Raw genomic sequence first — 21,294 nt, forward strand, 5'->3', positions numbered from 1 at the left:
ATAAAGAAGGTGAGCATCTCTGTTTAATGTTATAATAGTAGAAAATTATAGAAAGAATCTTACGGAGAGTGAAGATATTATAATGCGATTAAAGAAAAGCATTCCTAACATGTTTACCCTGGGTAATTTATATTGCGGATTTCTGTCGATCGGGTTTGCTGCCAATGGAGAGTTTAAGAACGCCGCTATCTTAATTTTAATAGGTATGATGCTTGACAGTATGGATGGAAGACTTGCGCGCATGCTGAAGGCTGACAGTGTATTGGGGAAGGAGCTGGATTCCCTTGCGGACATAGTTACATTTGGAGTGGCACCGTCTTTTTTAATTTACTATACATATTTCTACCAATTTGGATTGATCGGTTTTGCAGTTGCAGGACTGTTTCCGTTGTTCGGAGCATTCAGGCTTGCCAGGTTCAATGTAAGTTCTGATAAAACAGGACTGAGCTATTTTATAGGAGTTCCCATTACAGCTGCCGGGGGAATCCTTGCACTGCTTACACTCTTCGGAAACTTTATTCCGAGCATCGTGACAACTGTGGTTTTCACTGCACTTTGCTTTTTGATGATCAGCAGGATCAGGATACCAAGCTTAAAGGATATCCCTCTTCCTAAATACGGAACAATTGTAACAGTATTCTTAGGATGTTTGTTATTTGTAATCTACAGAGGGACATATGAACAATTTCCTTATCTGATTTATGTGGCTGCACCCTTGTACATTGCCTATCTTTCCTATAGGTTTGTGAAAGGAAAGAACAAAAAAGACCAATCATGAAAACTGCTCTGATGATGAGCAGTTTTTTTGTTTTTACTAAATAACTTTTCGTAAGCAGAGTTAATACAGTGATACTACACCCTCTCATAAGCCCGGTGGGTAAAAGAAGTAAGGCAAAAAAGAAGAATCATAATAAAAGCTTAACTGAAAATTTACATACAAGGGGTTTTCATAATCATATAAGTATATTATTATATAAGCGGGAGTTAATATAAGGTAAGGGATTAATGATTATGCAAATTGCAAATCCTATTAATGACTTATAAAAATCTTTTACATATAAGATCATTCTTGTGTTTAAGGAAAGTGAACAATTCCATTTTGTTCTGCCTTTTGCTTATGCATCTTTCATGAAAAGGTTTTAAAATTTATGAGTTAGGACAGTAAGAATTATGCAACTCGTGTAGTAATGGGAGGTAGGTTGGATTGATTTCAGCATTTTTAGCAACAGGAATATTTCTTATAACACTCACCTTGGTTATTTGGCAGCCAAAAGGGTTGTCGATAGGCTGGTCAGCCTGTGGGGGGGCAGTCCTTGCTTTAATAGTCGGTGTGGTCGATTTTAAAGATGTTATTGATGTAACGGGGATTGTTTGGAATGCCACATTAGCGTTCATTGCCATCATCATCATCTCACTGATACTGGATGAAATTGGCTTTTTTGAGTGGTCGGCTCTTCATATGGCCAGAGCAGCAAAAGGCAACGGAGTGCTGATGTTTATATACGTAACGATTTTGGGAGCCGTTGTTGCCGCCTTTTTTGCAAACGATGGAGCCGCATTGATTCTAACGCCGATTGTTTTGGCGATGGTCCGCAACCTGAATTTTAATGAAAAAATGGTATTTCCATTCATTATCGCAAGCGGGTTTATTGCCGACACAACATCGCTGCCGCTGGTTGTCAGCAACCTTGTCAACATTGTTTCAGCTGATTTCTTTGGAATCGGATTTGTAGAATACGCTTCAAGAATGATTGTGCCGAACTTTTTCTCTTTATTTGCAAGTATCATTGTTCTCTATCTTTTCTTTAGGAAGAGCATTCCGAAGAATTATGTTCTCTCTGATTTGAAGAAGCCTTCAGAAGCGATCAAAGATAAAAAAATGTTTAAATTGTCTTGGGTGGTATTAGGAGTGTTGCTTGTCGGTTACTTTGCCAGTGAGTTTATCACGCTCAATGAGGAAATGACCCTTCCTGTTTCATTCATTGCAGGGGTTGTAGCAATTTTCTTTTTGTTGATGGCGAAAAGAAGTCCTGCTGTCAATACAAAAACCGTCATTAAGGGTGCACCCTGGGCGATCGTTTTTTTCTCTATTGGTATGTATGTTGTTGTATACGGGTTGCGTAACGCAGGGCTGACGGATGTCCTGGCAGATGTCATTCAGGCGACTGCTGATCAAGGTCTATTCGCCGCAACGATAGGGATGGGCTTTATAGCAGCAATTCTTTCATCAATAATGAACAATATGCCGACTGTCATGATTGATGCCTTGGCCATTGCCGATACTAATACGACAGGGACGATGAGAGAGGCTTTGATATATGCAAATGTCATCGGTTCTGACTTGGGACCTAAAATCACACCGATTGGTTCACTCGCTACATTGCTATGGCTCCATGTTCTTTCATTGAAGGGAGTAAAAATATCGTGGGGTACGTACTTTAAAACTGGTATCATATTGACGATACCTACACTCTTTATTACACTAGTCGGTTTGTATTTATGGTTACTCATACTCTAATATTATTTACTCAAAGGAGAGGCTCACATGTCTAAAAAAACAATTTATTTTTTATGTACAGGAAATTCCTGCAGAAGCCAGATGGCAGAAGGATGGGCGAAAAAACACCTCGGTGATCAATGGGAAGTCAAGAGTGCCGGTCTGGAAGCTCACGGGTTGAATCCAAACGCAGTCAAAGCGATGGAAGAAGCCGGTGTGGATATCTCCGGCCAGACTTCGGATATTATCAATCCTGATATCTTGAACAATGCTGACTTAGTCGTCACTTTATGCGGACATGCGGCAGATAACTGTCCTGTAACTCCGCCTCATATCAAACGCGTTCACTGGGGTTTTGATGACCCGGCAAAAGCTGAAGGGACAGAAGAAGAGAAATGGGCCTTCTTCCAGCGAGTCCGCGACGAAATAGGGGAAAGAATCAAGCGTTTTGGAGAAACAGGGGAATAATGAAACAATACAGCAGCCCTCACAAGGCTGCTGTTTTTACTTTCTCTGAGGGTCCATTTTATTCTGCTGGATTCATCATATTATTGGCCAGAATATGATAAGAATCTTTTAAGTTTCTCTGCAAAGTCTGCAGGAGGTTCTGCTGAAGTGCAGGTTGATGTATGACCGTATTATTTATGAAAATGAGCGGTATCTTGATAACAGCTGTGTGTTCCACAGGGAAAATGGCAAGCTGCTGGCAATGCTTGCTTAGAAGAGCATCAAGACTTAATGTATCACCTTTTTTCAAAACGAAAACATCGATTACTTTCCCCTGTTCCTCTTCAAAAGAAAAGTGAAGTTCACCATTCAAAAGAATGATTAATTCCTCGTGAGATAAGAGTTCCCTGATATTATCTGTTGATTGTAATTCCAAAAACGTTGAGGCAGCAACCATTTTCTTCAGAAGTGAATTCTCTAAATCCTGAAAAAGCGGTAAGCTTTTCAGGTAGAGTAAATATTGAGATTTTACCACGATTCTTCCTCCAAAATGTTTCGTGAATTATATGTTATGCCAATTCTCAAGAACATGCAGTGACTTCTCTCACAGTTGTACCCTATCAGTTTCACACAGGCATATAAAAAAAGAACAGAGGCTGGGACATAAGTTGAAAACTAATTGATTTAAGTAGAAATAATCGAAAATAAAACCGCATGAGATCAAGGTTATATACTCTTGACTTCATGCGGTTCATTCATGTTATTAGGCTCTAATCTTAAAGAGGTTACTTTTAAGGTTATTTACCGCTGCTTCCTGAACGTAGGCGGATTGGAGCGGAAGGTGCGCGACCTCCTGCGGGACTAGCGGGACAGGTGAGACCCCGCAGGCAAAGCCGAGGAGGCTCACCGCCCGCCCCGCGGAGTCGTGCACCTGGAGCGGAAATCCATTCTTTTTACTCAGATAAATTCTTTGCGAAAAGAGCCTTTTTTTAAGGTTTTGTCCCAGCCTCTGTTTGAAAGTTATAGATAAGAATGGAGATTCCTTCAAATTAAAAGTTAGTCGATGTTGCAAATATCAATCGGACAATTCTCACACCCTATTTCATCTTTAAGATAAACAAGGTCTTTAATAAGGATTTTTCCTTCTTTTGTCATTTCGATTACATCTTTTTTCTTCAATTCGCTAAGCATACGGTTTACGCTCTCACGGGTAGCGGCACAAAACTTCGCGAATTCCTGGTTCGTCATATGAATGTCAATTAGAATACCTTTATCTGTTTCAACACCATAGCTGTTTGTAAAACGAATCAAAGTAGAATAAAGAGCACCTTTTTTTCCATTCATAACAAGGTCTCTGATTTTAGATTGATTTTTCCTCAAATGGGTGCTGATCCATTTCATGAATTCAAAAGTAAGGCTTGCATTTTTCATAAGCTCTGCTTCAAGTACATCTCTTTTTATGACCAATACTTCACTTTCAGCAAGTGCGAAAGCGCTTAGCATATACTTAGCATCCTCAGAGAAGAGCGTCAACTCGCCAATGATATCGTTGGCTTTGCAAATACGAAGGTTTAACTCACCGCCATCCATTGCCAGCTTGCTGACTTGGAAAAGTCCTTTTTTTATTAAGAATAACTCAGAAGCTTCTTCGCCTTCTTGAAATAAAAATGTCTCTTCATTCACTTTTCGAGGCGTACTTATTGAAGTCAATAAGTCACGCAACTCTTTAGAAACTAACTCTATATCAGGTTTTCTTAATGGATTAACTGCCAATTATACATCACTCCGATTATTACAATAGAATATGAATCGTTGCCCAAGAACCAAGGATGCATATTAATAAATAACTTCCTAATACTGCCACTTAAAGGTAACATGCCGACCACCATTATACAATATTTCTATGGGGGAAAAGAGTGGAATATTTATGAATTATACATTCATCTATGTTTTCAGAATATGCATCTCATCTATTCAACGCAGGATGTCATGAATCAAACAAAATAAAACACAAACCCGGAAACTGTAGACATCGTAATCACTGAAAGAACAAATGTGATGACTAATTCTTTTTTAAAAATAGATCTCAAGAGAACTACCTCCGGAAGACTGGCACCGGCTGAACTGATCATCATGGCCATGACGGGTCCCAGGGCCATCCCTTTCATAATCAGTACTTGCGATATCGGTATCATACTTGATAATCGGATGTATAAAGGGATGCCGACTACTGCCGCAATTGGGATCAGCCACCAGCTTTCTCCACCGAAAAGGTCAGAAACCAGGTTTGTTGGAACTATCCCATGAATGACAGCTCCGATTGCTGCGCCGATGAGCAGGTAAGGAAGAACCCCCCTCATTAAGCTTACGGTTTCTGCGATAGCCAGTTTTACATCGAACTTTTTTGTTGTTTCCTTGTATCCTGACATGACTACGTCCTTGACAGATTTTTCAAAACCTAATCGTTCTAGTGTAAAGCCGATTAGGATTGATAATATCGAGGTGATGACCGTATATATAATGGTGACTTTCCAGCCTAAAATGACCCCCATAATAGTTAAAATAGTCGGATCCAAAACAGGGGAAGAGAAAAGGAAAATCATTACGATTCCAAAAGGCATTTTCTTTTTCAGCATATTAACAACAATAGGGATGGTCGAACAGGAACAAAAAGGTGTAATAAAGGCGAATAGAACGGCAGCAAAGGCTGCCAGGAATTTATTTTTGCCAGAGAGTCTCTTTTCGATTTTCTCATAGGGAATCACCCCTTGGAGAAAACTGATGAAAAAGGAAATGATAAAGAATAGGATCGTCAATTCAAATGCGATGAACAAAAAACTTTTTATTGTTTCTAACCACATATAAATCCTCCTAAATTCTTAATATCAATTTTTTTTGATTTATTAATCAAAAAAAATTGATTAATATTTTAAAAAGAAGCCGCTTGTAGATCAACAGCAGCTTTTCCTAAATAAGCAGCAAAGCTCTTCAGATAAGAGGTGGTTAATTTCTTCGGGATTGAGATTGTAGTAACTCCAGGTTCCTCTTGTCTCCTTGGTGATAATGTTGGCATCGAGTAATATTTTCAAGTGATAGGAAAGCTTCGATTGAGTCATATCCATTAATGGGGCAAGGTCACAGACACACATTTCACCTTTTTCTGTAAGAATGTTCATGATATGCAATCGTTTCTTATCAGCGATCGCTTTGAATTTTGCCTCATACTTTCCGAAAATCTTGTCTTTGGAAATATCATGCAGTTGAAATTCCATATTAAAGTATTCACCTTCCTACATAAAATCAAATTTACTTGATGTATTCATCGTAATACCAAAATTTTCATATGTCAATGATAAATCAAAAAAAATTGATTTACGGTTGCGGAACCACTATTGAGGAAATATAATACAATTATATAAATCAATAAAAGTTGATTTATGGATTTATAATCAAAAATATCGATAAAAGGAGATGGGGAAAATGAATTTCATCAAAAAGTTAACTGGAAAAGGATCTGAAAATGCTTCTGCATGCTGCGGTGTGGAAATTAAGGAAGTGGAAACAGGGGAAAGGGATTCATGCTGCGGCACGGCAAATGAGGATTCTTGCTGTTAAGGGGGAAGAGAAACATGAGAGGGCATTCAAGTTATGAATGCCCTTTTTCATTCGTTCTCATTTATTTGTTAAACCAAGGCCCCATTTTAAGTAATCGAGCAATAGTTCAGTTTGCTCTTTCAATTGAAGTCTTCTGGATCCCATAATCGAATGCCCCAGGGCCAATCCGTCAATATGGGAAATAATCGACTTGGCTATTACCGTTTTATCAAAGCGGGGAGTAAACTCACCTGCTTTTTCTCCTTGTTCTAAAATTCTAATGGTCATTTCAATGGCGAAATGATACCTGTTTTGAGCATATTCACGTCTTGCTTCATCGGTTCTGCCAGTGATGAAGTATTCCAGCTTGGAAGGGGAGAGCGGGTCCATGTTATCATTTGGCTTTTTGTCTTCCCCTAGAAATGTCATCAGCAAAACATCCCAATAGGAATCCTGCATCTTTACCATCGTTTCTATCGACTCTTCAATGATTTCTTCCTGCTGGCCTTCTATAACTGCTCGAAAGAGGTCTTCTTTGTTTTCAAAATATTGATAAAGTCCGCCGCGGCTGACCCCGGCTTTCTCCATAACATGCTTCATGGTCGTACTCTCATATCCATGTTCAATAAACACTTCAGTTGCAGCTTCAAGCAGTTTAGCTCGACGCTGCTTCTTGTGTTCCTGGCTGACTCTCGGTGCCATGGTTATCCTCCTGTTCAACTTTGTTTCTATATATTATAGAGATAAAGAATAGGAGCACGAGTAAGGAACTTGTAACAATAAAGGAAGGGATGACCCCAATTATTGTTGCAAGCGATCCCCCGGCAAGCGGTCCTATGATTGTCGCCGTGGTGGTTGTACTGTTGATGACTCCGAATACTCTGCCTGTCATATGGACCGGTGTCTTTTCTTGTACGGCAGCTTGAAAAGGGATGAATACCATCCCAGCAGCAAGACCGGCAAGAAAAGCAAGGGCAGGTACCCAAAGGATGGAAATGGCAAGATCATAATACGTCAGAAGAGCCATAATTCCAAACCCTAACCCTATCCCGAGAACACCGATGCACATATAAAGAAATGCATTGTAGTCCGTCTTTTTTGAAAGATAAATTCCCGTAATCAGCATTCCGAAACCAGAACTGGTTACAGCATAACCAAACAAGTCAGGTGAGACGTTAGTAAGCTGGCGGAGCAGGATGATGATTTGCGAATCCGAGAGTTGCAGAATCAAGAGGCTTACCGCCAGTAAGAACAATCCGTACATAAGAAATCTGCTTTGCTTGATAAAACTGAAACCGGCTTGAAGTTCTTCTTTTAAAGGTGGTCCCTGCTTCTCAATGTTTTCTTCTGTTTTTATTTCTTTCACAGCTTTAGGCAATAAGAAAATCAAGAACGCTGAGACAAAAAAAGTCGCTGAATCGATATAAAACACATTATAGGTTTCGACTGTTGAAACCAATATTCCGCTGACAAGGGGTCCCAATACTTTTGTGCTTGAGTCAATCATGGAAGTAAGCGACATGGCCCCTTTCATATTCTCATCTTTTACCAGCTCTTTAAGTTTCCCGTTTTTTGCTGGTACAAATACTGAGGAAAAGATACCAATAGTAAATAGGCAAAGGTACACCATCCAGACATTTGCGGCTAATGTCAGCAGCAGTATGAGCATTCCTCTGACGACATCTGATACAATCATCAGGGTTTTTCGTTCCATTCTGTCAGCCACAGCTCCGGATACCGGGCCTAACAAAGCCATTGGCAACGCAAGGCTTAGGATGATCAGCGACATTTGTAATGGAGTCGCTTCCCATTTTAACCCAACCAGAGTAATGATCGCCACTATACTTAACCAATCACCCAAACTTGAAATGGCCTGGGCGGTCATCAAAGTGATGAAATTTTTGTTTCTCGATAATTTTTGATTCATTGAAATCCCTCCGTTTTTTAAAAGTGACACTAGTGTCGTTTATTTGGTTTAATTATATCGACACTACTGTCGTTTTGCAAGGGGGGATTTGACAAATGGGCTTGTACAAGTTTTATTTCTTCTTTTTTCTGTCTATTCATTAAAAGTTGGAGAGTTATGATCAAGTGGAGAGAATTGAATAAGATCTTGTGAGAGGGCTGGGAAAGAAAAATCCAAACCTGCAATATGAGGTTTGGTTTCGGTTATTATTTTCTGTTGGTAAATCAATGCGAAAACAGCATTTTATTTAACGCCGCGAATCCTCTTTCAAACGCTTCCAGGTGGTTTAACGATGCGTTTCTCAGGTTAATAAAGACGGCTTGGATATCTGCTGGAAGGTTATAACCAAGAAATGTATTGTACATGGCAATATTATCGATTTCACCTTGCACGCCTGAAGCATATGCATTTTTTATGGTGTCACGAACTGTGGCAAATAAATAGGATTCGTCCTCTGGAATTTGTATACCATATCGTTGAAAGAGAGTCTGTAACGCATAGATGTGCCTTAATTCAGCCTGTTGTATCCTTGAAAAGGTTCTTACATCTCCAAATTTATTAAGAATAAGGTCATATCTCCTCTGGGCCAGATATTCATCCTCCATGGCGAAAGTAAGCATTTGCGGAAGAGTGAGAGAAGGAGAATTAAGGGCCCCTTTTGCACCGTAGGCTTCAGAAGTCTGCCGATTGAATCTGTCCATTGCCGGTAGCGACAAATAATACAGGAACCAGACTGCATGCTGTTGCTCATCAGATGCTGCTCTGCGGAAAGTTTCCTTAATTGATTCATTATCAGCTTTGCCGGCAATATCCAAATAGAAATCAACCGTTACCTGTTCATCTTTAAATGCTGCGGCGAGGCCCTTCGTTAAGGACTTGGGACACTCTTCAATCAGCTTTGGGACCGGCTTTCTGTCTGTTAATTTTTTATATATTTTTGTGAATTCTTTAAAGTGTCTCTTCTCATCTTGCTGGATTTCAAGAATTTGTTCCCTTTGTTCCCGGGTTTTTGCGAGCTTGCTAAGTTCGTCATAACAAATTATAGCGCTGTATTCACCGTTTATTGCTTTCTGAATCTCATTGATCAGGTTTTGCCTGGATTGATCATTCTCATGAAATGAATGGTAATACAAGGCTTCACACCTCCTGTTTATTCCATTTATTTTATGACACCATACGAAACAAGTGCCTGGCTGAACAAGAGCAGTCAAGAGTGAGGCGGGATTGTCTGAATTTTACAAGAAAAATAACAATCAAAGTCTATGAGAGAACCATAGGTGTTATAATATATGTAACTAGATTGAAGACAGGATGTTAAACAATGAAGGAAAGAATCAAACACTATCTGGAAGAAAATGCTTCTATCATTGAAGCGATAGAAATAACACCCTTTCCGGTTCTTTTAGGAGATCAAGGAGTGTTTATATATGCGAATAAGCATGCACTTGAGTTGCTGGAAATGGAAAGTCTTGAACAATTAACCGGAAAACATGTGATGGAATTTACCCATAAAAATTCATTTAAGCAAACACAAAAGGAATTGGAACAGCTTCATGACGACCATTCCCAAAGCCAGAATCTGAAAAATATTATTACAATGAAAGGAAACGTTTTTGAGATAGAATCAGTGGTTAAAAGAGTTTCGATAAATGAATATAAGCTTGATTATATCCTCATAAAGGAATCAAGTGAAATCGATACCTACCAGCACCAGTATTTAATGCAAAAGAAGCATTATCAAACTTTGATAGATAACTCAATTGATACTGTAGCTCTCGTTACCGATAATGTTTTTCAATATATAAATAAAGCAGGATTAAAACTATTCGGGGCAAAGCATGAAGATGAAATTATCGGTAAATCAGTACTGGAATTCATTGATTCTGCCGACCATAACGATGTTTTACGCAGAACAATAAATGTCATTGGCAATCCGGACTCACCTCCAGTGATAAAGGAACGTCTATTCTATCGGCTTGATGGAACAAAAAGATTTGTAGAATCTGTAGTAATGCCTTTTGACATTGATAATAAACCATCTGTACAAGTGATCCTGAGGGATATTACTGAACAAAAACAACATCACGAACATAATGTCAAAACAGAAAAACTATTGACTGCCGGCCAGCTTTCTGCAGGAATCGCCCATGAGATACGGAATCCATTGACATCTATCAAAGGATTTATGCAGCTTCTAGAAGGGAAAATTCCTGAAGAGAATCAAAGGTATGTGGAAATTATGAGGGAAGAGATTGACAAAATTGAGAGAATAACAGGGGAAATGCTCTCTTTGTCAAAGCCGCAGGCGATTATCAAGAACAGCCATAATCTGGTGACCTTACTGGAAGAGGTAATAACGCTGTTGGAACCGCAGGCTACTCTGAAAAATGTAGAGATTAAGAGTAACGTTGCGTATAATGATTTGCGAATAAACAGCGACAAGCAGCAGTTGAAGCAAGTTTTTATTAACCTGATTAAAAATGCCATTGAGTCAATGGAAGACGGGGGAGTAGTTACTGTAGGGATGAAACAGCGAGGAAAGGATATCGAGGTTGCCATTAAAGATTCAGGATGTGGTATACCGCCGCATCTGATTACTCAAATAAATGAACCGTTCTTTACTACCAAAGGGACGGGGACAGGGCTGGGTTTAACGATTTGCCATACCATCCTAAAAGAATACAATGGAGAACTCTCTGTAGAAAGCAAGGAAAAGGAAGGAACCATTTTCACGGTTAGTCTACCGATCCCTTAAATACATTAAGCAGCTGATCCAACATGGATCAGCTGCTTTTTTATGATTTTAAAGTGTGGAATTATTCCCTTCTTATCCAACGACTGGATTGCTCCAATTCGCCAGCCAGCCGGAAGAGAAGGTCTTCTCTTCCACGGGCAGCCATCACCTGTACACCGCATGGGAGCATATCCTTCGTCAGGTGCATAGGGAGCGACACTGCCGAAATTTCACCAGTTTTAATTAGGTTAGCCAGTGCCAAGCCATCATACTTTTCATAGTCAAAAACCATACCCTTATCAGCCCTCCTTATTAATGGCAGCTCTTTACAATATTATTCTACAAAGTTATTTCATACCTTTTATTTTTTGTGAATTTTACCAGGTTGAAAATTAATCTGAAATTCAGGGGCAATATGGAGAGAGTTGAATATATATAAAGCAGGTATTGACAATATGATTGACATCTTATAAGATTATCTCGAATTCAAGATTAATTTTCAGCTGAATAAAATTCCACTATATGCCTGATGAGGCAGCGGCCTTCATAGTTCAGGATGTTCTTATAAATATTAATTCCAGTTAAAATTTTTTTGGGTGGTTATCTCGAATTCGAAATAAATTCATTTATGGAGGTTGTAAATATGTTGGATTTAGGTTTATTCATTATTAGAATTGTCATCGGTATCTCATTTGTAGGACATGGGGCGCAGAAGTTATTTGGATGGTTTGGAGGTTATGGATTGAAGGGAACAGGAGGCTGGATGGACTCATTGGGTTTAAAGCCTGGTGTCGTGATGGCTCTCATTGCCGGATTAGCTGAGTTTGTTGGGGGAATATTATTCGTTTTGGGCCTCCTAACCCCAATAGCAGGAGTTATAATTGCAGCCACAATGGTAGTAGCTATTGTGAAAGTTCATTTCTCAAATGGCTACTGGGCAACACAAAATGGTTTCGAATATAACCTCGCGCTATTGGCTGTAGCGATTGGCCTTGCTCTTATGGGACCTGGTAAATATGCTTTGGATGCTCTTATTTTCTAAATCATATACAAATGTACCAATACATCTGTCAAGATACAGTAAATCGTTTAGGAGTGGATGTTTATGAAAAAGAGAACAGAAGGAATTCATCATATCACTGCAATAGTAGGGAACCCACAGGAGAATGTTGACTTTTATACACAAGTCCTAGGATTGAGGATGGTCAAAAAAACAGTAAACTTCGATGATCCGGGAACGTATCACCTTTATTTTGGCGATGAAGAAGGAAATCCAGGCACCATTATTACCTTTTTCCCATGGGACGGTGCACACCAAGGAAGGATCGGAGGAGGCCAGGTAGGGATCACTTCATATGCCGTGCCACAAGGGGCTTTGAGCTTTTGGGAAAATCGGCTGAAACAGTATGACGTGTTTTTCGACAAGACACGTAGGTTTGGAGAAGATTATTTGGAATTGAAGGATCCCCATGGACTGCACCTGGAAATTGTCGAAAGAGATGGCGGGAAAAGCAATCAGTGGAAAAACGGGTCGATCACGTCGGAAGTCGCCATAAAGGGTTTTGCTGGAGCAACTCTCCTCTCTGTTAATCCTGAGCTGACCGAGCAATTATTGGAGAGCATCATGGGGTTGGAACTTCTTGATAAAGAAGGAGAGTTTTCGAGATTTAAAGCCACGGGGGAGATTGCGAATATCATCGATTTGAAAATGAATCCTGTACCTCGGGGCAGAATGGGAGTCGGAACCGTCCATCATATTGCCTGGCGTGCAGAGGATAATGCCGACCAACTTGCTTGGAAAAAACACCTGGAAGACAATAGTTACCCTGTTACCCCCGTTCAGGACAGAAATTACTTCGATGCGATTTACTTTAGGGAGCATGGAGACATCCTTTTTGAGATTGCAACCGATCCACCTGGATTTGCAGTTGACGAATCATCTGATACATTGGGGGGAAAGTTGAAGCTTCCACCGCAATATGAACAACATAGATCTCAAATTGAACAAATTTTGATGCCAATTGAAGTAAAAATCCAAAGATAAAAAACCACCTGTTGCTAAAACTTAGTAACAGGTGGTTTTTTATCTATATCTTTCTCTCGTTCTTAGGAAATAAAAAATAAGTTAATACTCCGGACAAAATAGCCCCGCCGAGTGATATGAGCATTCTTGTTCCTTGAGCAATCTCCCCATAGTTATTTGATAGAAACCATGCTGCCAAAATAAATACTAAAATCACAACCGGGAGTATAAGTGTCAATCGTTTCAAGCTATCACGTCCTTTATTAAATAACTAACAGACTTGTACAGTTTACCATAATTTTTTTAAAAAAGGAGATCGCGTGTTTGTCTAAATGAAAAAACTGAGCATTTATGGTTTCTCTCAATAGAAATTTCACTACAACATTCACCTATAGTAATATAAAATAATAGTGGCAATAAATAGATATAGGGGGCACACAGTTGAAAAAATATTACGCAGCAGCATTACTGATTGTATTCATTCTAATAGTGGCAGGATGCGGTAATAAAAAAATTGAAATGGTTGAGAGTGCAAGTGTATCGGTAGATGAAGAAGGACAGGAGCTCAATGTACACATCACCCTTGATGATGTGAATATGGAAGCAGAAACTTCATTTCAAGTCAGGCTATATGTAAGTAATGGAGAACTGGTTAAAGCTCTGGGGACGGACCTCTTCGTCTTTGAAGAGGAATATGTCAGCCATAAAGAAGGGGAAGATTCCAAGATTATTGAAATAAATGAATCTCTGCCTTTAAGCAAAACATTTACCGAAACAGAACTAAGAGATATAGTTGAAAATGATGAGGCGGAGGCTCTTGAAATTGATGTATTGAACAAGGATAAGGTCTTTGCCACAGAAGTGATCGAAACGGTTCAATAGAAAAAGGCTGTCCCACCCGATATCCATTCGACGTGAGACAGCCTCTTTTTTTGTTTAAGGTGATTCATTATTTTATCGGTCTCTTCAATGAGTACAAATCCTCTTCCAAGAGAAGCATCTTATCCATCAGGACATCTTTTGAATCCATAATCCCTCTGTTATAGAAATAGGGTCCGATTTCTTTGACAAAGAAATCAAATAAGTTTTCCGCACCGATCAAGCCCATTTCCTCTCCGTGCTGTTCATAATGGAAAGTCTGAATTCTTTCGATGATTTCTTCTCTTTCTTCTTTAGGCATCTTGATCACCAACACTTCTACACATCCTTTTTGATATCTTCCATTCAATAGTAACATAGAAGTGTAATGATAGAATGATTAGTATTTAGCCAAGTCGGTTTCCTGTATTAAGTCGAGTGAGTAGCGTCCTGATGTATACTCGATTATTTGATCTTGTATCTTAGGATACAGCGTTATGGAATGCAGTTCAGAAAGTGAAATCCATTCCACACCAGTTTGCTTAGGATCCGGATTGTCCGGCAGTGAAGGTTCATGGTTTCCAAGGATGGTGCAGGCAAAGAAAAGGCTCAGATTATGTACCGGACCATAAAGGTTTTCATTCTGGTGGGGTGCATATTCATAAATAAATGCCAGGCTATCAACACCCACATCAATACCTGCTTCTTCTTTTGCTTCCCTGACTGCAGCTTCTCCAACCGATTCTCCTGCTTCAACCCCGCCGCCTGGCAGATTATAATGTATTCCCTTGTGGTCTTCAAATTTCACCAAAAGCACGCTTTCATTTTGAATCATCAACGCACCAGCTCTTACTCTGATGGGATATCCCATTAAACCACACCTTTCCAATAATAAAAGATAATTTTAACAGATTTTTAAATAATTGGAAATATAATAAAATTACAGTATATTTAAACTAGTGAGGAGGTCGGGCAAGTGATTTCTCAAGGTATTATTATAAAAGATAATCATGTATTAATGGTGAAACAGTATGTAGATAGAGGTGACATTGTCTGGAACTTTCCCGGTGGTGGAATTGAAGAAGGGGAGACGCCGGAAGACGCGGTAATCAGGGAAGTCCAAGAAGAGACAGGATACAAAATCGAAATGATAGAATTGCTCAAAGTCTCTTCTGGAAAATTCTCTTTTCTGGGGAGAATTAGCAGCGGTGAACTTTACCTTGATCAAACACTTCCAGAAAATAAAGATATCCTGCAAGCTGCATGGATTCGCTTAGATGATCTTGAAAAATTTGATGATTATACTCTGCCGGTCAGGGAAATGATTTTAAAAAGGATGGCCGTTTCGCTTTGAACGGCAGTCAAGCTCCATTAACAGGAACAATCCCTCTTTAAGAGTCATTTTTTGAGTGAATCCGGCTTTCTCATAACATCGAATCGCTCTTTTATTTGTTATGGAAGGATCGAGTACAATATAATCTGGGTTTGCCTCTCGAATGATGTGATCAGTGAAGAGGTCAACCATCCTTGTGCCAAGACCTTTGTTGAAAAGGCTGGGCTCACCGATAAAACAATCCATCCCCCATACCGTTGTCCCTTCAGGGTATCCCCAGTCTTTCAATTCGTCTGAGGAACTAGGATACATTTGGAGATAGCCGGAAGGTTGTTCCCCGTATTGAAAAATATAGGGAACAACCGTACTGCTTCCCTTTATCCTGGGAAGATACTTGTTCGCTACTTCTTCAGAAGACAGTGGTTTCCCATTATTGCTGTAGAACTCATAAACCTTATCTGTACTCAGCCATCTTCCCATAAGGGAGAGGTCCTCCTCCATCATTTTCCGAATACCTATCTTGTTATTCATATGTCCGCCTGCCCTCATTGTAATAAATTTTCTAAATCTTATGATACTATAAGTATGAAAATCTTGGAAGAACAAAGGGGATGGCATAATGGAGTTAGATCAACTATTTCTCATTAAGGAAAAAGAGGGGTTCAAAAAGGATTTTTCAATATTGATCTCGATGATGAATTACGCCAGGTTTACAACCTTGGCAGACTTAAAAGAAATCACACAGGAAGAACTTGACTATCGATACAATGATGAATTTAATTCAATTGCGATGCTGCTGGCACATTTGGCTGCGATTGAGAAAATCTTTCAGAAAATGACATTTGATCATTTAGATGATGAAGAGATCAATCTCTATGCAGATACATTGGAACCGGCCGCCGGGTTGGGCAGTGAGGCGTCGGTCATCAAAGGTCAGCCTCTGGAATATTACATAGAAGAATTAGAAAGCGTTAGAGAAGTAACGAAGAAGAAATTTTCTTCACTTGAAGAAAGTTGGCTTTACGAAGAGTCGGACTTTTGGTACCACAAGAAAGGGAACAATTTCTTTAGATGGTTTCATGTCTTTGAAGATGAAATCAATCACCGAGGGCAGATCCGGTTGATCAGAAAGCTGTATGCAAAAGAAAAGGCTGTTTTTGCAAAGTAACGGGTTTAATTATCGAGTATGTAAGCGAAATTAACACACCAATTGTAGGACGAAAATGCTAAGGTTTTCTCCTCTTCTATTTTTGATAAGGAAGGGGAGGTTCATTTTGATGGTGAATTAATATTGGTTTTACCATTATTAATAACACGGAAATTAAATTCTGTTGTTAATATGGCATGAAAACGCCAGCTTGTTAATATGCTTTTTTCTTATTTATGGAGCTGGTTGCAAACTCTGTAGATTGGAGCGGAAGGCGTGCGACCTCCTGCGGGAATAGCGTGACAGGTGAGACCAAGGTTACGTACCCACTGGAACGTAACCCCGCAGGCAAAGCCGAGGAGGCTCACCGCACGCCCCGCGGAGTCGCACGCCTGGAGCGGAAATCACTATTAACTTCTTAAAATAAGTATGTTTGAAAATAATTCAGGTTCCTAATGAGTATAATGCTGTTATAGGATTCTAAAGGAGAGGAATTCATGCCTGAATTGATTTTTATCAGTTTGTTTGCCGTTGTCTTGATTCTTTATAAAGTGTACAGAATATCGAAAAAGAAAAGAAGATGGAAACAAAATAAATCAATTTAACAGAAATCTTTCCTAAACCTGTTGCATTTTCAAGGTATTTCCAATATACTGACAGTAATCAAACTGAAAGGACTGAATTTTTGAGCGATGAAGTAATTTACCTATCCCACAAAAAACGAGAAGTGCGAAAAGCATATGAACAAATTTAACTCGTTCCGGATAGGATAAGTATGTCCATTTTCAGATGGACCCTTGCTCAAAAAAAGATACCTTCAGTTTCTTCAAGAAATTTTTCTTGGGATTTTTTCTGTACGTGTAACTTTTTTGTCTAGCTGAGCATAGAATATATACTAACCTTTCCGGAGCATTTCGGGGAGGTTTTTTTATGTTATTGATGAAAGCGATAAATGTAGATTATACGATTGGTGAAAAGCAATTTTTTAATGAGAAAGAATTGAACATTTATCAGGGCGACAAGATCGGACTCATCGGCAAGAATGGTCAGGGAAAATCACTTCTTCTTAAATATTTGCAGGGACTGACAGATGTCAAGCCTGATGTTGAATGGTACGGGAGTATCGGATATTTCGAACAATTGGACAGCCTGGAGAGCAGCAGCCATTTAAGCGGCGGGGAAATTACGATCAAGAAGATAAATTCACTGTTCGCGGAGGGCAGTAAAATGTTGTTATTGGATGAACCATCCAATAATCTTGACTGGGCAAGAATTGATGAACTGCAGAAAAGGTTAAAACATTTTAACGGGAGCTTTGTTCTTGCTTCCCATGATCGAATGTTACTAGATGCTGTCTGTACGAAAATCTGGGAAATGGAAGAGGGAAGAATAACAGAATATCAAGGATCTTATGAGGATTACCTCCGCGAAAAAGAACGAGAAAAGAAAGAGCATGAAGCGAAGTATGAAAGCTATACAAAAGAAAAAAAACGATTGATGGAGAGATACGAAAAGAAGCAAAGGCAAGCGCAGGGGATGGATAAACCGCCTTCCCGAATGGGGAATTCGGAATGGCAGCTTTATAAGGGGAAAGCAGCTGGGAAAAGAGCAAAGGTGGAACGTGTATCGACCGTGATCAAGGAAAGAATTGAAAGGATGGACAAAGTAGAGCAGCCTTTTGAATGGGATTCAGTCAAGATGGAATATGTATTACAGACACCTGTTCACAGGCGGAACTTGCTCACAGCAAAAGAGCTTGAAAACTTTATTAGCGGCAAAAAACTGTACCGCACACCATACCTTAAATTAAAAACCGGGAGTAAGACCGCATGTATAGGAAGGAACGGAAGCGGAAAAACAACCCTGATCAGACAACTTCTAACGGAAACACCTGAAGAAGTTGAATTATCCAAGAATGTCAAGGTGGGTTACTTTGAACAAAGTCTGGATAACCTTCCTGAAATGGAAAGTATCCTCAAGTACGTGACAGAAGGAAGCACCCTTCCACAGCATGTAATTAGAATCATATTGGCGAGACTTCGATTTTATGAAGAGGACGTCCACAAACCGATATGCGTGTTAAGCGGTGGAGAACGTGTCAAAACAGCCATTGCCAAGCTGCTGGTTGGAGACTACAACCTGCTGGTTCTTGATGAACCGACAAATCATGTCGACCTTGACACGCTAAAGGCATTAGAGGGCTTGTTGAAGGATTACCCCGGTACGGTGCTGCTTGTTTCACATGACAGAAAATTTGTTGAAAATGTGGCTGACAACCTATGGGTAATTGAAGATGGTTTAATCAGTATGTTTGATGGATGTTTAATGAAATGGGTTGAATCAAAAGAATTACCTCCAGCAGCCGGGCTTAATGAGGAGGAAATCATGAAGCTGGAAACGAAACTGACGGAATTGGTCAGCAGGCTTAGCATTCCCTCCCCAGCGGATGACATTGCTCTGCTTGAAAAGCAATATCAAGATGTCCTAAGCAGGTTAAAGGAGCTAAAAAAATGAGAAGGATTGCAATCGTAACAGGTGCAAGCAGGATGCAGGGGATAGGTGCGGCAATTTGTTTAAAATTAGCTGAACAGGGCTGTGATATATTTTTCACGGGATATAGGGGGTACGATGAAGAGAGGCCATGGAAGGCAGATAGCGAAGCCTTTCAAATACTGAAAGATCATGTTGTTTCCAAGGGTGTAAGATGTGAATGGGCGGAAGTCGACTATATGAGTGACAATGCACATGAGAAAATCATCGATGAAACAATCGGAAAGTTGGGCACTCCCTCCATTTTGATTAATAATGCAGCTTATTCGACCCCAACGCCGGTGGGAGATTTTACTGGATCAGAACTGGACCGTCACTACCGGGTCAATGTCCGAACGCCAAGCCTGTTGACAGCGAAGTTCATTGAGGTCTGCAGGAATGATGGGCAAAGCCGGGTAATCTTTTTAACCAGCGGCCAGTCTCTGGGCCCTATGCCGGATGAACTTGCTTATGCCATGACTAAAAGTAGTGTTGAAGCTTTTGTAAAATCGGCATCCATCCCTGCAGCGAAGAAGGGTATCACCATCAATGCCGTCAATCCAGGCCCTACCCAGACAGGCTGGATAAACAAAGAGACAGAAGAAGAATTAATGAAGATGTTTCCAATGGGAAGAATGGGGAGGCCTGAAGATATAGCTAACCTGATAGCCTTTATCATAACCCCGGATGCACAATGGATCACCGGGCAAGTGATCCATTCAGAAGGCGGATTCATTAGATAAGAACAAGTAACCATGGGGAAAGCCGGAACATATCGGCTTTCCCCATGGTTATTTTGTTATAGATTTACTTAAAGGGTGTTAGACATCTTTGGAAAAAGGGTAAATAAGGAATATCAAATTGTCAAGTTTGAATGTTCCCTTTCTTTCAAGGAGGAATCCATGAGACCAAAAACGTTAAAGAGTTTAACCAATAAACAGCTGATGACAGTATACAGACATGCGAAAAAAGAGAATCTTTCAGCGGAATATATAGCAATGTTAAAAACTGAAATGCGAAGACGGATTACAGTTACTTATAAACAGTAATAATGAAAACATCCCTATTTAAATGCTTCAACTCTCTCAAGTTAGTTTGAAAAACGAGCCTTCCGGATATACATTAATAGATATTTTATGAGGAGGAATCAGTTTGGACATTAAAGCTTTATTTCTCAACTGTACATTAAAGAAAAGCCCGGAACCCTCAAATACACAAGGGTTAATGGATAAAGTCATCGAGTACTTTGATAAAGAAGGTGTAGAATCGGAGACGATCCGGATTGCTGATTACAATGTAGCTCCCGGCATGACACCGAACGAAGGGATAGGTGATGAATGGCCGGAAATTTTTGATAAAGTCAAAGAAGCGGATATTGTCGTAATCGGGACTCCGATATGGCTTGGGGAAAAGAGCAGCATTGCGAAGCGGGTTATAGAACGCATCAATGGCGGTGCCAGCCTGACGAATGATAAAGGACAATACCTCTATTACAATAAAGTAGCGGGGACGATTGTGACAGGCAATGAGGATGGGGCCAAAAGTGCTGCAAGAGACCTGATTTACGGTATGTCACACCTTGGATTCACCATTCCGCCAAATGTAGATTCCTACTGGGTAGGTGAGGCTGGACCAGGTCCATCCTTCTTGGAAGCTGATGGATATGAAAATGACTTTACTAAGCAAAATACCAGAATCATGGCCTATAACCTTATCCATTTTGCAAAAATGCTGAAAGAACACCCGATACCTGCAGAGGGAAATGTGGTAGAGTCATAGAAAGAGGCGGGGACATAAGTTGAAAACTAATTGATTTAAGTAGAAATAATCGAAAATAAGACCGCATGAGATCAAGGGGTTATATACTCTTGACTTCATGCGGTTCATTCATGTTATTAGGCTCTTATCTTAAAGATGCTACTTTTAAGGTTATTTACCGCTGCTTCCTGAACGTAGGCGGATTGGAGCGGAAGGTGCTCGACCTCCTGCGGGACTAGCGGGACAGGTGAGACCAAGGTTACGTACCCACTGGAACGTAACCCCGCAGGCCAATCCAGCTCCAGCGGCCAGCGACTAGCAGATTTCGGTCTCTCTCCTTGCGATAAGTCAACATCAACTCACTACGTTCGTTGTGTTTCCTTTATCTCATGCGAGAGCCCTCCAATC

At 40.0% G+C, this 21,294-nt stretch carries 25 protein-coding genes; 14 read left to right on the forward strand and 11 right to left on the reverse strand.

Annotated elements, in window-relative coordinates:
• The first annotated feature begins 82 nt into the window (after nucleotides 1-82).
• The 3 genes from pssA to arsC all read left to right on the forward strand — a co-directional run bounded on the left by pssA (nucleotide 83) and on the right by arsC (nucleotide 2,965).
• Nucleotides 83-778, forward strand: a complete 696-nt coding sequence (pssA, locus tag M1E09_RS08515) for a CDP-diacylglycerol--serine O-phosphatidyltransferase (RefSeq protein WP_456274405.1) — start codon at nucleotides 83-85, stop codon at nucleotides 776-778.
• A 426-nt stretch (nucleotides 779-1,204) separates the two neighbouring features.
• Entirely contained in the window at nucleotides 1,205-2,518 is a 1,314-nt protein-coding gene (locus M1E09_RS08520; protein WP_456274406.1) for an arsenic transporter, read from the forward strand.
• 27 nt (nucleotides 2,519-2,545) lie between these two features.
• Entirely contained in the window at nucleotides 2,546-2,965 is a 420-nt protein-coding gene (gene arsC / locus M1E09_RS08525) for an arsenate reductase (thioredoxin) (RefSeq protein WP_456274407.1), read from the forward strand.
• Between the two features lie 58 nt (nucleotides 2,966-3,023).
• Here arsC and M1E09_RS08530 read toward each other — a convergent pair whose 3' ends face one another.
• From M1E09_RS08530 to M1E09_RS08545, 4 genes are all read right to left on the reverse strand, one after another.
• Entirely contained in the window at nucleotides 3,024-3,479 is a 456-nt protein-coding gene (locus M1E09_RS08530) for a hypothetical protein (protein ID WP_456274408.1), read from the reverse strand.
• A gap of 521 nt (nucleotides 3,480-4,000) precedes the next feature.
• The gene (locus tag M1E09_RS08535) at nucleotides 4,001-4,717 is read right to left on the reverse strand and encodes a Crp/Fnr family transcriptional regulator (RefSeq protein WP_456274409.1); all 717 of its coding nucleotides are present in this window, start codon (nucleotides 4,715-4,717) and stop codon (nucleotides 4,001-4,003) included.
• Nucleotides 4,718-4,938: 221 nt separating this feature from the next.
• A complete protein-coding gene (locus tag M1E09_RS08540) occupies nucleotides 4,939-5,805 on the reverse strand; it encodes a permease (protein WP_456274410.1) in 867 nt (288 codons plus the stop codon).
• 90 nt (nucleotides 5,806-5,895) lie between these two features.
• Nucleotides 5,896-6,216, reverse strand: a complete 321-nt coding sequence (locus M1E09_RS08545; RefSeq protein WP_456274411.1) for an ArsR/SmtB family transcription factor — start codon at nucleotides 6,214-6,216, stop codon at nucleotides 5,896-5,898.
• 208 nt (nucleotides 6,217-6,424) lie between these two features.
• Here M1E09_RS08545 and M1E09_RS08550 point away from each other — a divergent pair, with 208 nt between their 5' ends.
• Complete coding sequence (locus M1E09_RS08550; RefSeq protein ID WP_456274412.1) at nucleotides 6,425-6,559, forward strand: hypothetical protein; 135 nt, start codon at nucleotides 6,425-6,427, stop codon at nucleotides 6,557-6,559.
• Between the two features lie 57 nt (nucleotides 6,560-6,616).
• On the opposite strand, the gene M1E09_RS08555 is transcribed toward M1E09_RS08550, so the two are convergent.
• From M1E09_RS08555 to M1E09_RS08565, 3 genes are all read right to left on the reverse strand, one after another.
• Entirely contained in the window at nucleotides 6,617-7,240 is a 624-nt protein-coding gene (locus M1E09_RS08555; RefSeq protein WP_456274413.1) for a TetR family transcriptional regulator, read from the reverse strand.
• Nucleotides 7,194-8,465, reverse strand: a complete 1,272-nt coding sequence (locus tag M1E09_RS08560; RefSeq protein ID WP_456274414.1) for an MFS transporter — start codon at nucleotides 8,463-8,465, stop codon at nucleotides 7,194-7,196. Before M1E09_RS08560 ends, M1E09_RS08555 begins: the two co-directional genes overlap by 47 nt.
• Before the next feature lie 263 nt (nucleotides 8,466-8,728).
• A complete protein-coding gene (locus M1E09_RS08565) occupies nucleotides 8,729-9,637 on the reverse strand; it encodes a ferritin family protein (RefSeq protein ID WP_456274415.1) in 909 nt (302 codons plus the stop codon).
• A 188-nt stretch (nucleotides 9,638-9,825) separates the two neighbouring features.
• Between M1E09_RS08565 and M1E09_RS08570 the strand changes: the two genes are divergently transcribed.
• Complete coding sequence (locus tag M1E09_RS08570; protein ID WP_456274416.1) at nucleotides 9,826-11,259, forward strand: ATP-binding protein; 1,434 nt, start codon at nucleotides 9,826-9,828, stop codon at nucleotides 11,257-11,259.
• A gap of 61 nt (nucleotides 11,260-11,320) precedes the next feature.
• Here M1E09_RS08570 and M1E09_RS08575 read toward each other — a convergent pair whose 3' ends face one another.
• Nucleotides 11,321-11,530, reverse strand: coding sequence for a hypothetical protein (locus tag M1E09_RS08575; protein ID WP_456274417.1), 210 nt, complete (start codon nucleotides 11,528-11,530; stop codon nucleotides 11,321-11,323).
• 351 nt (nucleotides 11,531-11,881) lie between these two features.
• On the opposite strand from M1E09_RS08575, the gene M1E09_RS08580 reads away from it, so the two are divergent.
• The 3 genes from M1E09_RS08580 to M1E09_RS08590 all read left to right on the forward strand — a co-directional run bounded on the left by M1E09_RS08580 (nucleotide 11,882) and on the right by M1E09_RS08590 (nucleotide 14,143).
• Complete coding sequence (locus tag M1E09_RS08580) at nucleotides 11,882-12,280, forward strand: DoxX family protein (RefSeq protein WP_456274418.1); 399 nt, start codon at nucleotides 11,882-11,884, stop codon at nucleotides 12,278-12,280.
• A gap of 63 nt (nucleotides 12,281-12,343) precedes the next feature.
• Nucleotides 12,344-13,282: a ring-cleaving dioxygenase gene (locus M1E09_RS08585; RefSeq protein WP_456274419.1), complete on the forward strand. Its 939-nt coding sequence runs from the start codon at nucleotides 12,344-12,346 to the stop codon at nucleotides 13,280-13,282.
• Between the two features lie 420 nt (nucleotides 13,283-13,702).
• A complete protein-coding gene (locus tag M1E09_RS08590) occupies nucleotides 13,703-14,143 on the forward strand; it encodes a hypothetical protein (RefSeq protein ID WP_456274420.1) in 441 nt (146 codons plus the stop codon).
• A 67-nt stretch (nucleotides 14,144-14,210) separates the two neighbouring features.
• On the opposite strand, the gene M1E09_RS08595 is transcribed toward M1E09_RS08590, so the two are convergent.
• Together M1E09_RS08595 and M1E09_RS08600 are read right to left on the reverse strand one after the other, a co-directional pair.
• Complete coding sequence (locus M1E09_RS08595) at nucleotides 14,211-14,456, reverse strand: DUF2164 domain-containing protein (protein WP_456274421.1); 246 nt, start codon at nucleotides 14,454-14,456, stop codon at nucleotides 14,211-14,213.
• 63 nt (nucleotides 14,457-14,519) lie between these two features.
• Nucleotides 14,520-14,990, reverse strand: a complete 471-nt coding sequence (locus M1E09_RS08600) for an NUDIX domain-containing protein (RefSeq protein ID WP_456274422.1) — start codon at nucleotides 14,988-14,990, stop codon at nucleotides 14,520-14,522.
• 105 nt (nucleotides 14,991-15,095) lie between these two features.
• Between M1E09_RS08600 and M1E09_RS08605 the strand changes: the two genes are divergently transcribed.
• A complete protein-coding gene (locus M1E09_RS08605; RefSeq protein WP_456274423.1) occupies nucleotides 15,096-15,473 on the forward strand; it encodes an NUDIX hydrolase in 378 nt (125 codons plus the stop codon).
• Here M1E09_RS08605 and M1E09_RS08610 read toward each other — a convergent pair.
• On the reverse strand, nucleotides 15,447-15,983 hold the full coding sequence (locus M1E09_RS08610; RefSeq protein WP_456274424.1) for a GNAT family N-acetyltransferase: 537 nt from the start codon (nucleotides 15,981-15,983) through the stop codon (nucleotides 15,447-15,449). The two genes, M1E09_RS08605 and M1E09_RS08610, sit on opposite strands and share 27 nt — an antisense overlap.
• 88 nt (nucleotides 15,984-16,071) lie before the next feature.
• Here M1E09_RS08610 and M1E09_RS08615 point away from each other — a divergent pair, with 88 nt between their 5' ends.
• From M1E09_RS08615 to M1E09_RS08635, 5 genes are all read left to right on the forward strand, one after another.
• Entirely contained in the window at nucleotides 16,072-16,620 is a 549-nt protein-coding gene (locus M1E09_RS08615) for a DinB family protein (protein ID WP_456274425.1), read from the forward strand.
• Nucleotides 16,621-17,529: 909 nt separating this feature from the next.
• Complete coding sequence (gene abc-f / locus M1E09_RS08620) at nucleotides 17,530-19,113, forward strand: ribosomal protection-like ABC-F family protein (protein ID WP_456274426.1); 1,584 nt, start codon at nucleotides 17,530-17,532, stop codon at nucleotides 19,111-19,113.
• Nucleotides 19,110-19,871 carry an SDR family oxidoreductase gene (locus M1E09_RS08625; protein ID WP_456274427.1) on the forward strand — a complete coding sequence of 254 codons (762 nt, stop codon included), beginning with the start codon at nucleotides 19,110-19,112 and terminating at the stop codon, nucleotides 19,869-19,871. Before abc-f ends, M1E09_RS08625 begins: the two co-directional genes overlap by 4 nt.
• 159 nt (nucleotides 19,872-20,030) lie before the next feature.
• Nucleotides 20,031-20,177, forward strand: a complete 147-nt coding sequence (sda, locus tag M1E09_RS08630) for a sporulation histidine kinase inhibitor Sda (protein ID WP_456274428.1) — start codon at nucleotides 20,031-20,033, stop codon at nucleotides 20,175-20,177.
• Nucleotides 20,178-20,280: 103 nt separating this feature from the next.
• Entirely contained in the window at nucleotides 20,281-20,907 is a 627-nt protein-coding gene (locus M1E09_RS08635; protein ID WP_456274429.1) for a flavodoxin family protein, read from the forward strand.
• Nucleotides 20,908-21,294: the final 387 nt, after the last annotated feature.

Source organism: Bacillus sp. AK031 (assembly GCF_053903065.1).

What these genes read in the sequence shown, in the direction of transcription:
- pssA (WP_456274405.1), top strand. Translation starts at nt 83, where the DNA reads ATGCGATTAAAGAAAAGCATTCCTAACATGTTTACCCTGGGTAATTTA.
- arsC (WP_456274407.1), top strand. Translation starts at nt 2,546, where the DNA reads ATGTCTAAAAAAACAATTTATTTTTTATGTACAGGAAATTCCTGCAGA.
- M1E09_RS08540 (WP_456274410.1), bottom strand. Translation starts at nt 5,805, where the DNA reads ATGTGGTTAGAAACAATAAAAAGTTTTTTGTTCATCGCATTTGAATTG.
- M1E09_RS08545 (WP_456274411.1), bottom strand. Translation starts at nt 6,216, where the DNA reads ATGGAATTTCAACTGCATGATATTTCCAAAGACAAGATTTTCGGAAAG.
- M1E09_RS08550 (WP_456274412.1), top strand. Translation starts at nt 6,425, where the DNA reads ATGAATTTCATCAAAAAGTTAACTGGAAAAGGATCTGAAAATGCTTCT.
- M1E09_RS08555 (WP_456274413.1), bottom strand. Translation starts at nt 7,240, where the DNA reads ATGGCACCGAGAGTCAGCCAGGAACACAAGAAGCAGCGTCGAGCTAAA.
- M1E09_RS08560 (WP_456274414.1), bottom strand. Translation starts at nt 8,465, where the DNA reads ATGAATCAAAAATTATCGAGAAACAAAAATTTCATCACTTTGATGACC.
- M1E09_RS08570 (WP_456274416.1), top strand. Translation starts at nt 9,826, where the DNA reads ATGAAGGAAAGAATCAAACACTATCTGGAAGAAAATGCTTCTATCATT.
- M1E09_RS08575 (WP_456274417.1), bottom strand. Translation starts at nt 11,530, where the DNA reads ATGGTTTTTGACTATGAAAAGTATGATGGCTTGGCACTGGCTAACCTA.
- M1E09_RS08580 (WP_456274418.1), top strand. Translation starts at nt 11,882, where the DNA reads ATGTTGGATTTAGGTTTATTCATTATTAGAATTGTCATCGGTATCTCA.
- M1E09_RS08585 (WP_456274419.1), top strand. Translation starts at nt 12,344, where the DNA reads ATGAAAAAGAGAACAGAAGGAATTCATCATATCACTGCAATAGTAGGG.
- M1E09_RS08600 (WP_456274422.1), bottom strand. Translation starts at nt 14,990, where the DNA reads ATGGGATATCCCATCAGAGTAAGAGCTGGTGCGTTGATGATTCAAAAT.
- M1E09_RS08610 (WP_456274424.1), bottom strand. Translation starts at nt 15,983, where the DNA reads ATGAATAACAAGATAGGTATTCGGAAAATGATGGAGGAGGACCTCTCC.
- M1E09_RS08615 (WP_456274425.1), top strand. Translation starts at nt 16,072, where the DNA reads ATGGAGTTAGATCAACTATTTCTCATTAAGGAAAAAGAGGGGTTCAAA.
- abc-f (WP_456274426.1), top strand. Translation starts at nt 17,530, where the DNA reads ATGTTATTGATGAAAGCGATAAATGTAGATTATACGATTGGTGAAAAG.
- M1E09_RS08625 (WP_456274427.1), top strand. Translation starts at nt 19,110, where the DNA reads ATGAGAAGGATTGCAATCGTAACAGGTGCAAGCAGGATGCAGGGGATA.
- sda (WP_456274428.1), top strand. Translation starts at nt 20,031, where the DNA reads ATGAGACCAAAAACGTTAAAGAGTTTAACCAATAAACAGCTGATGACA.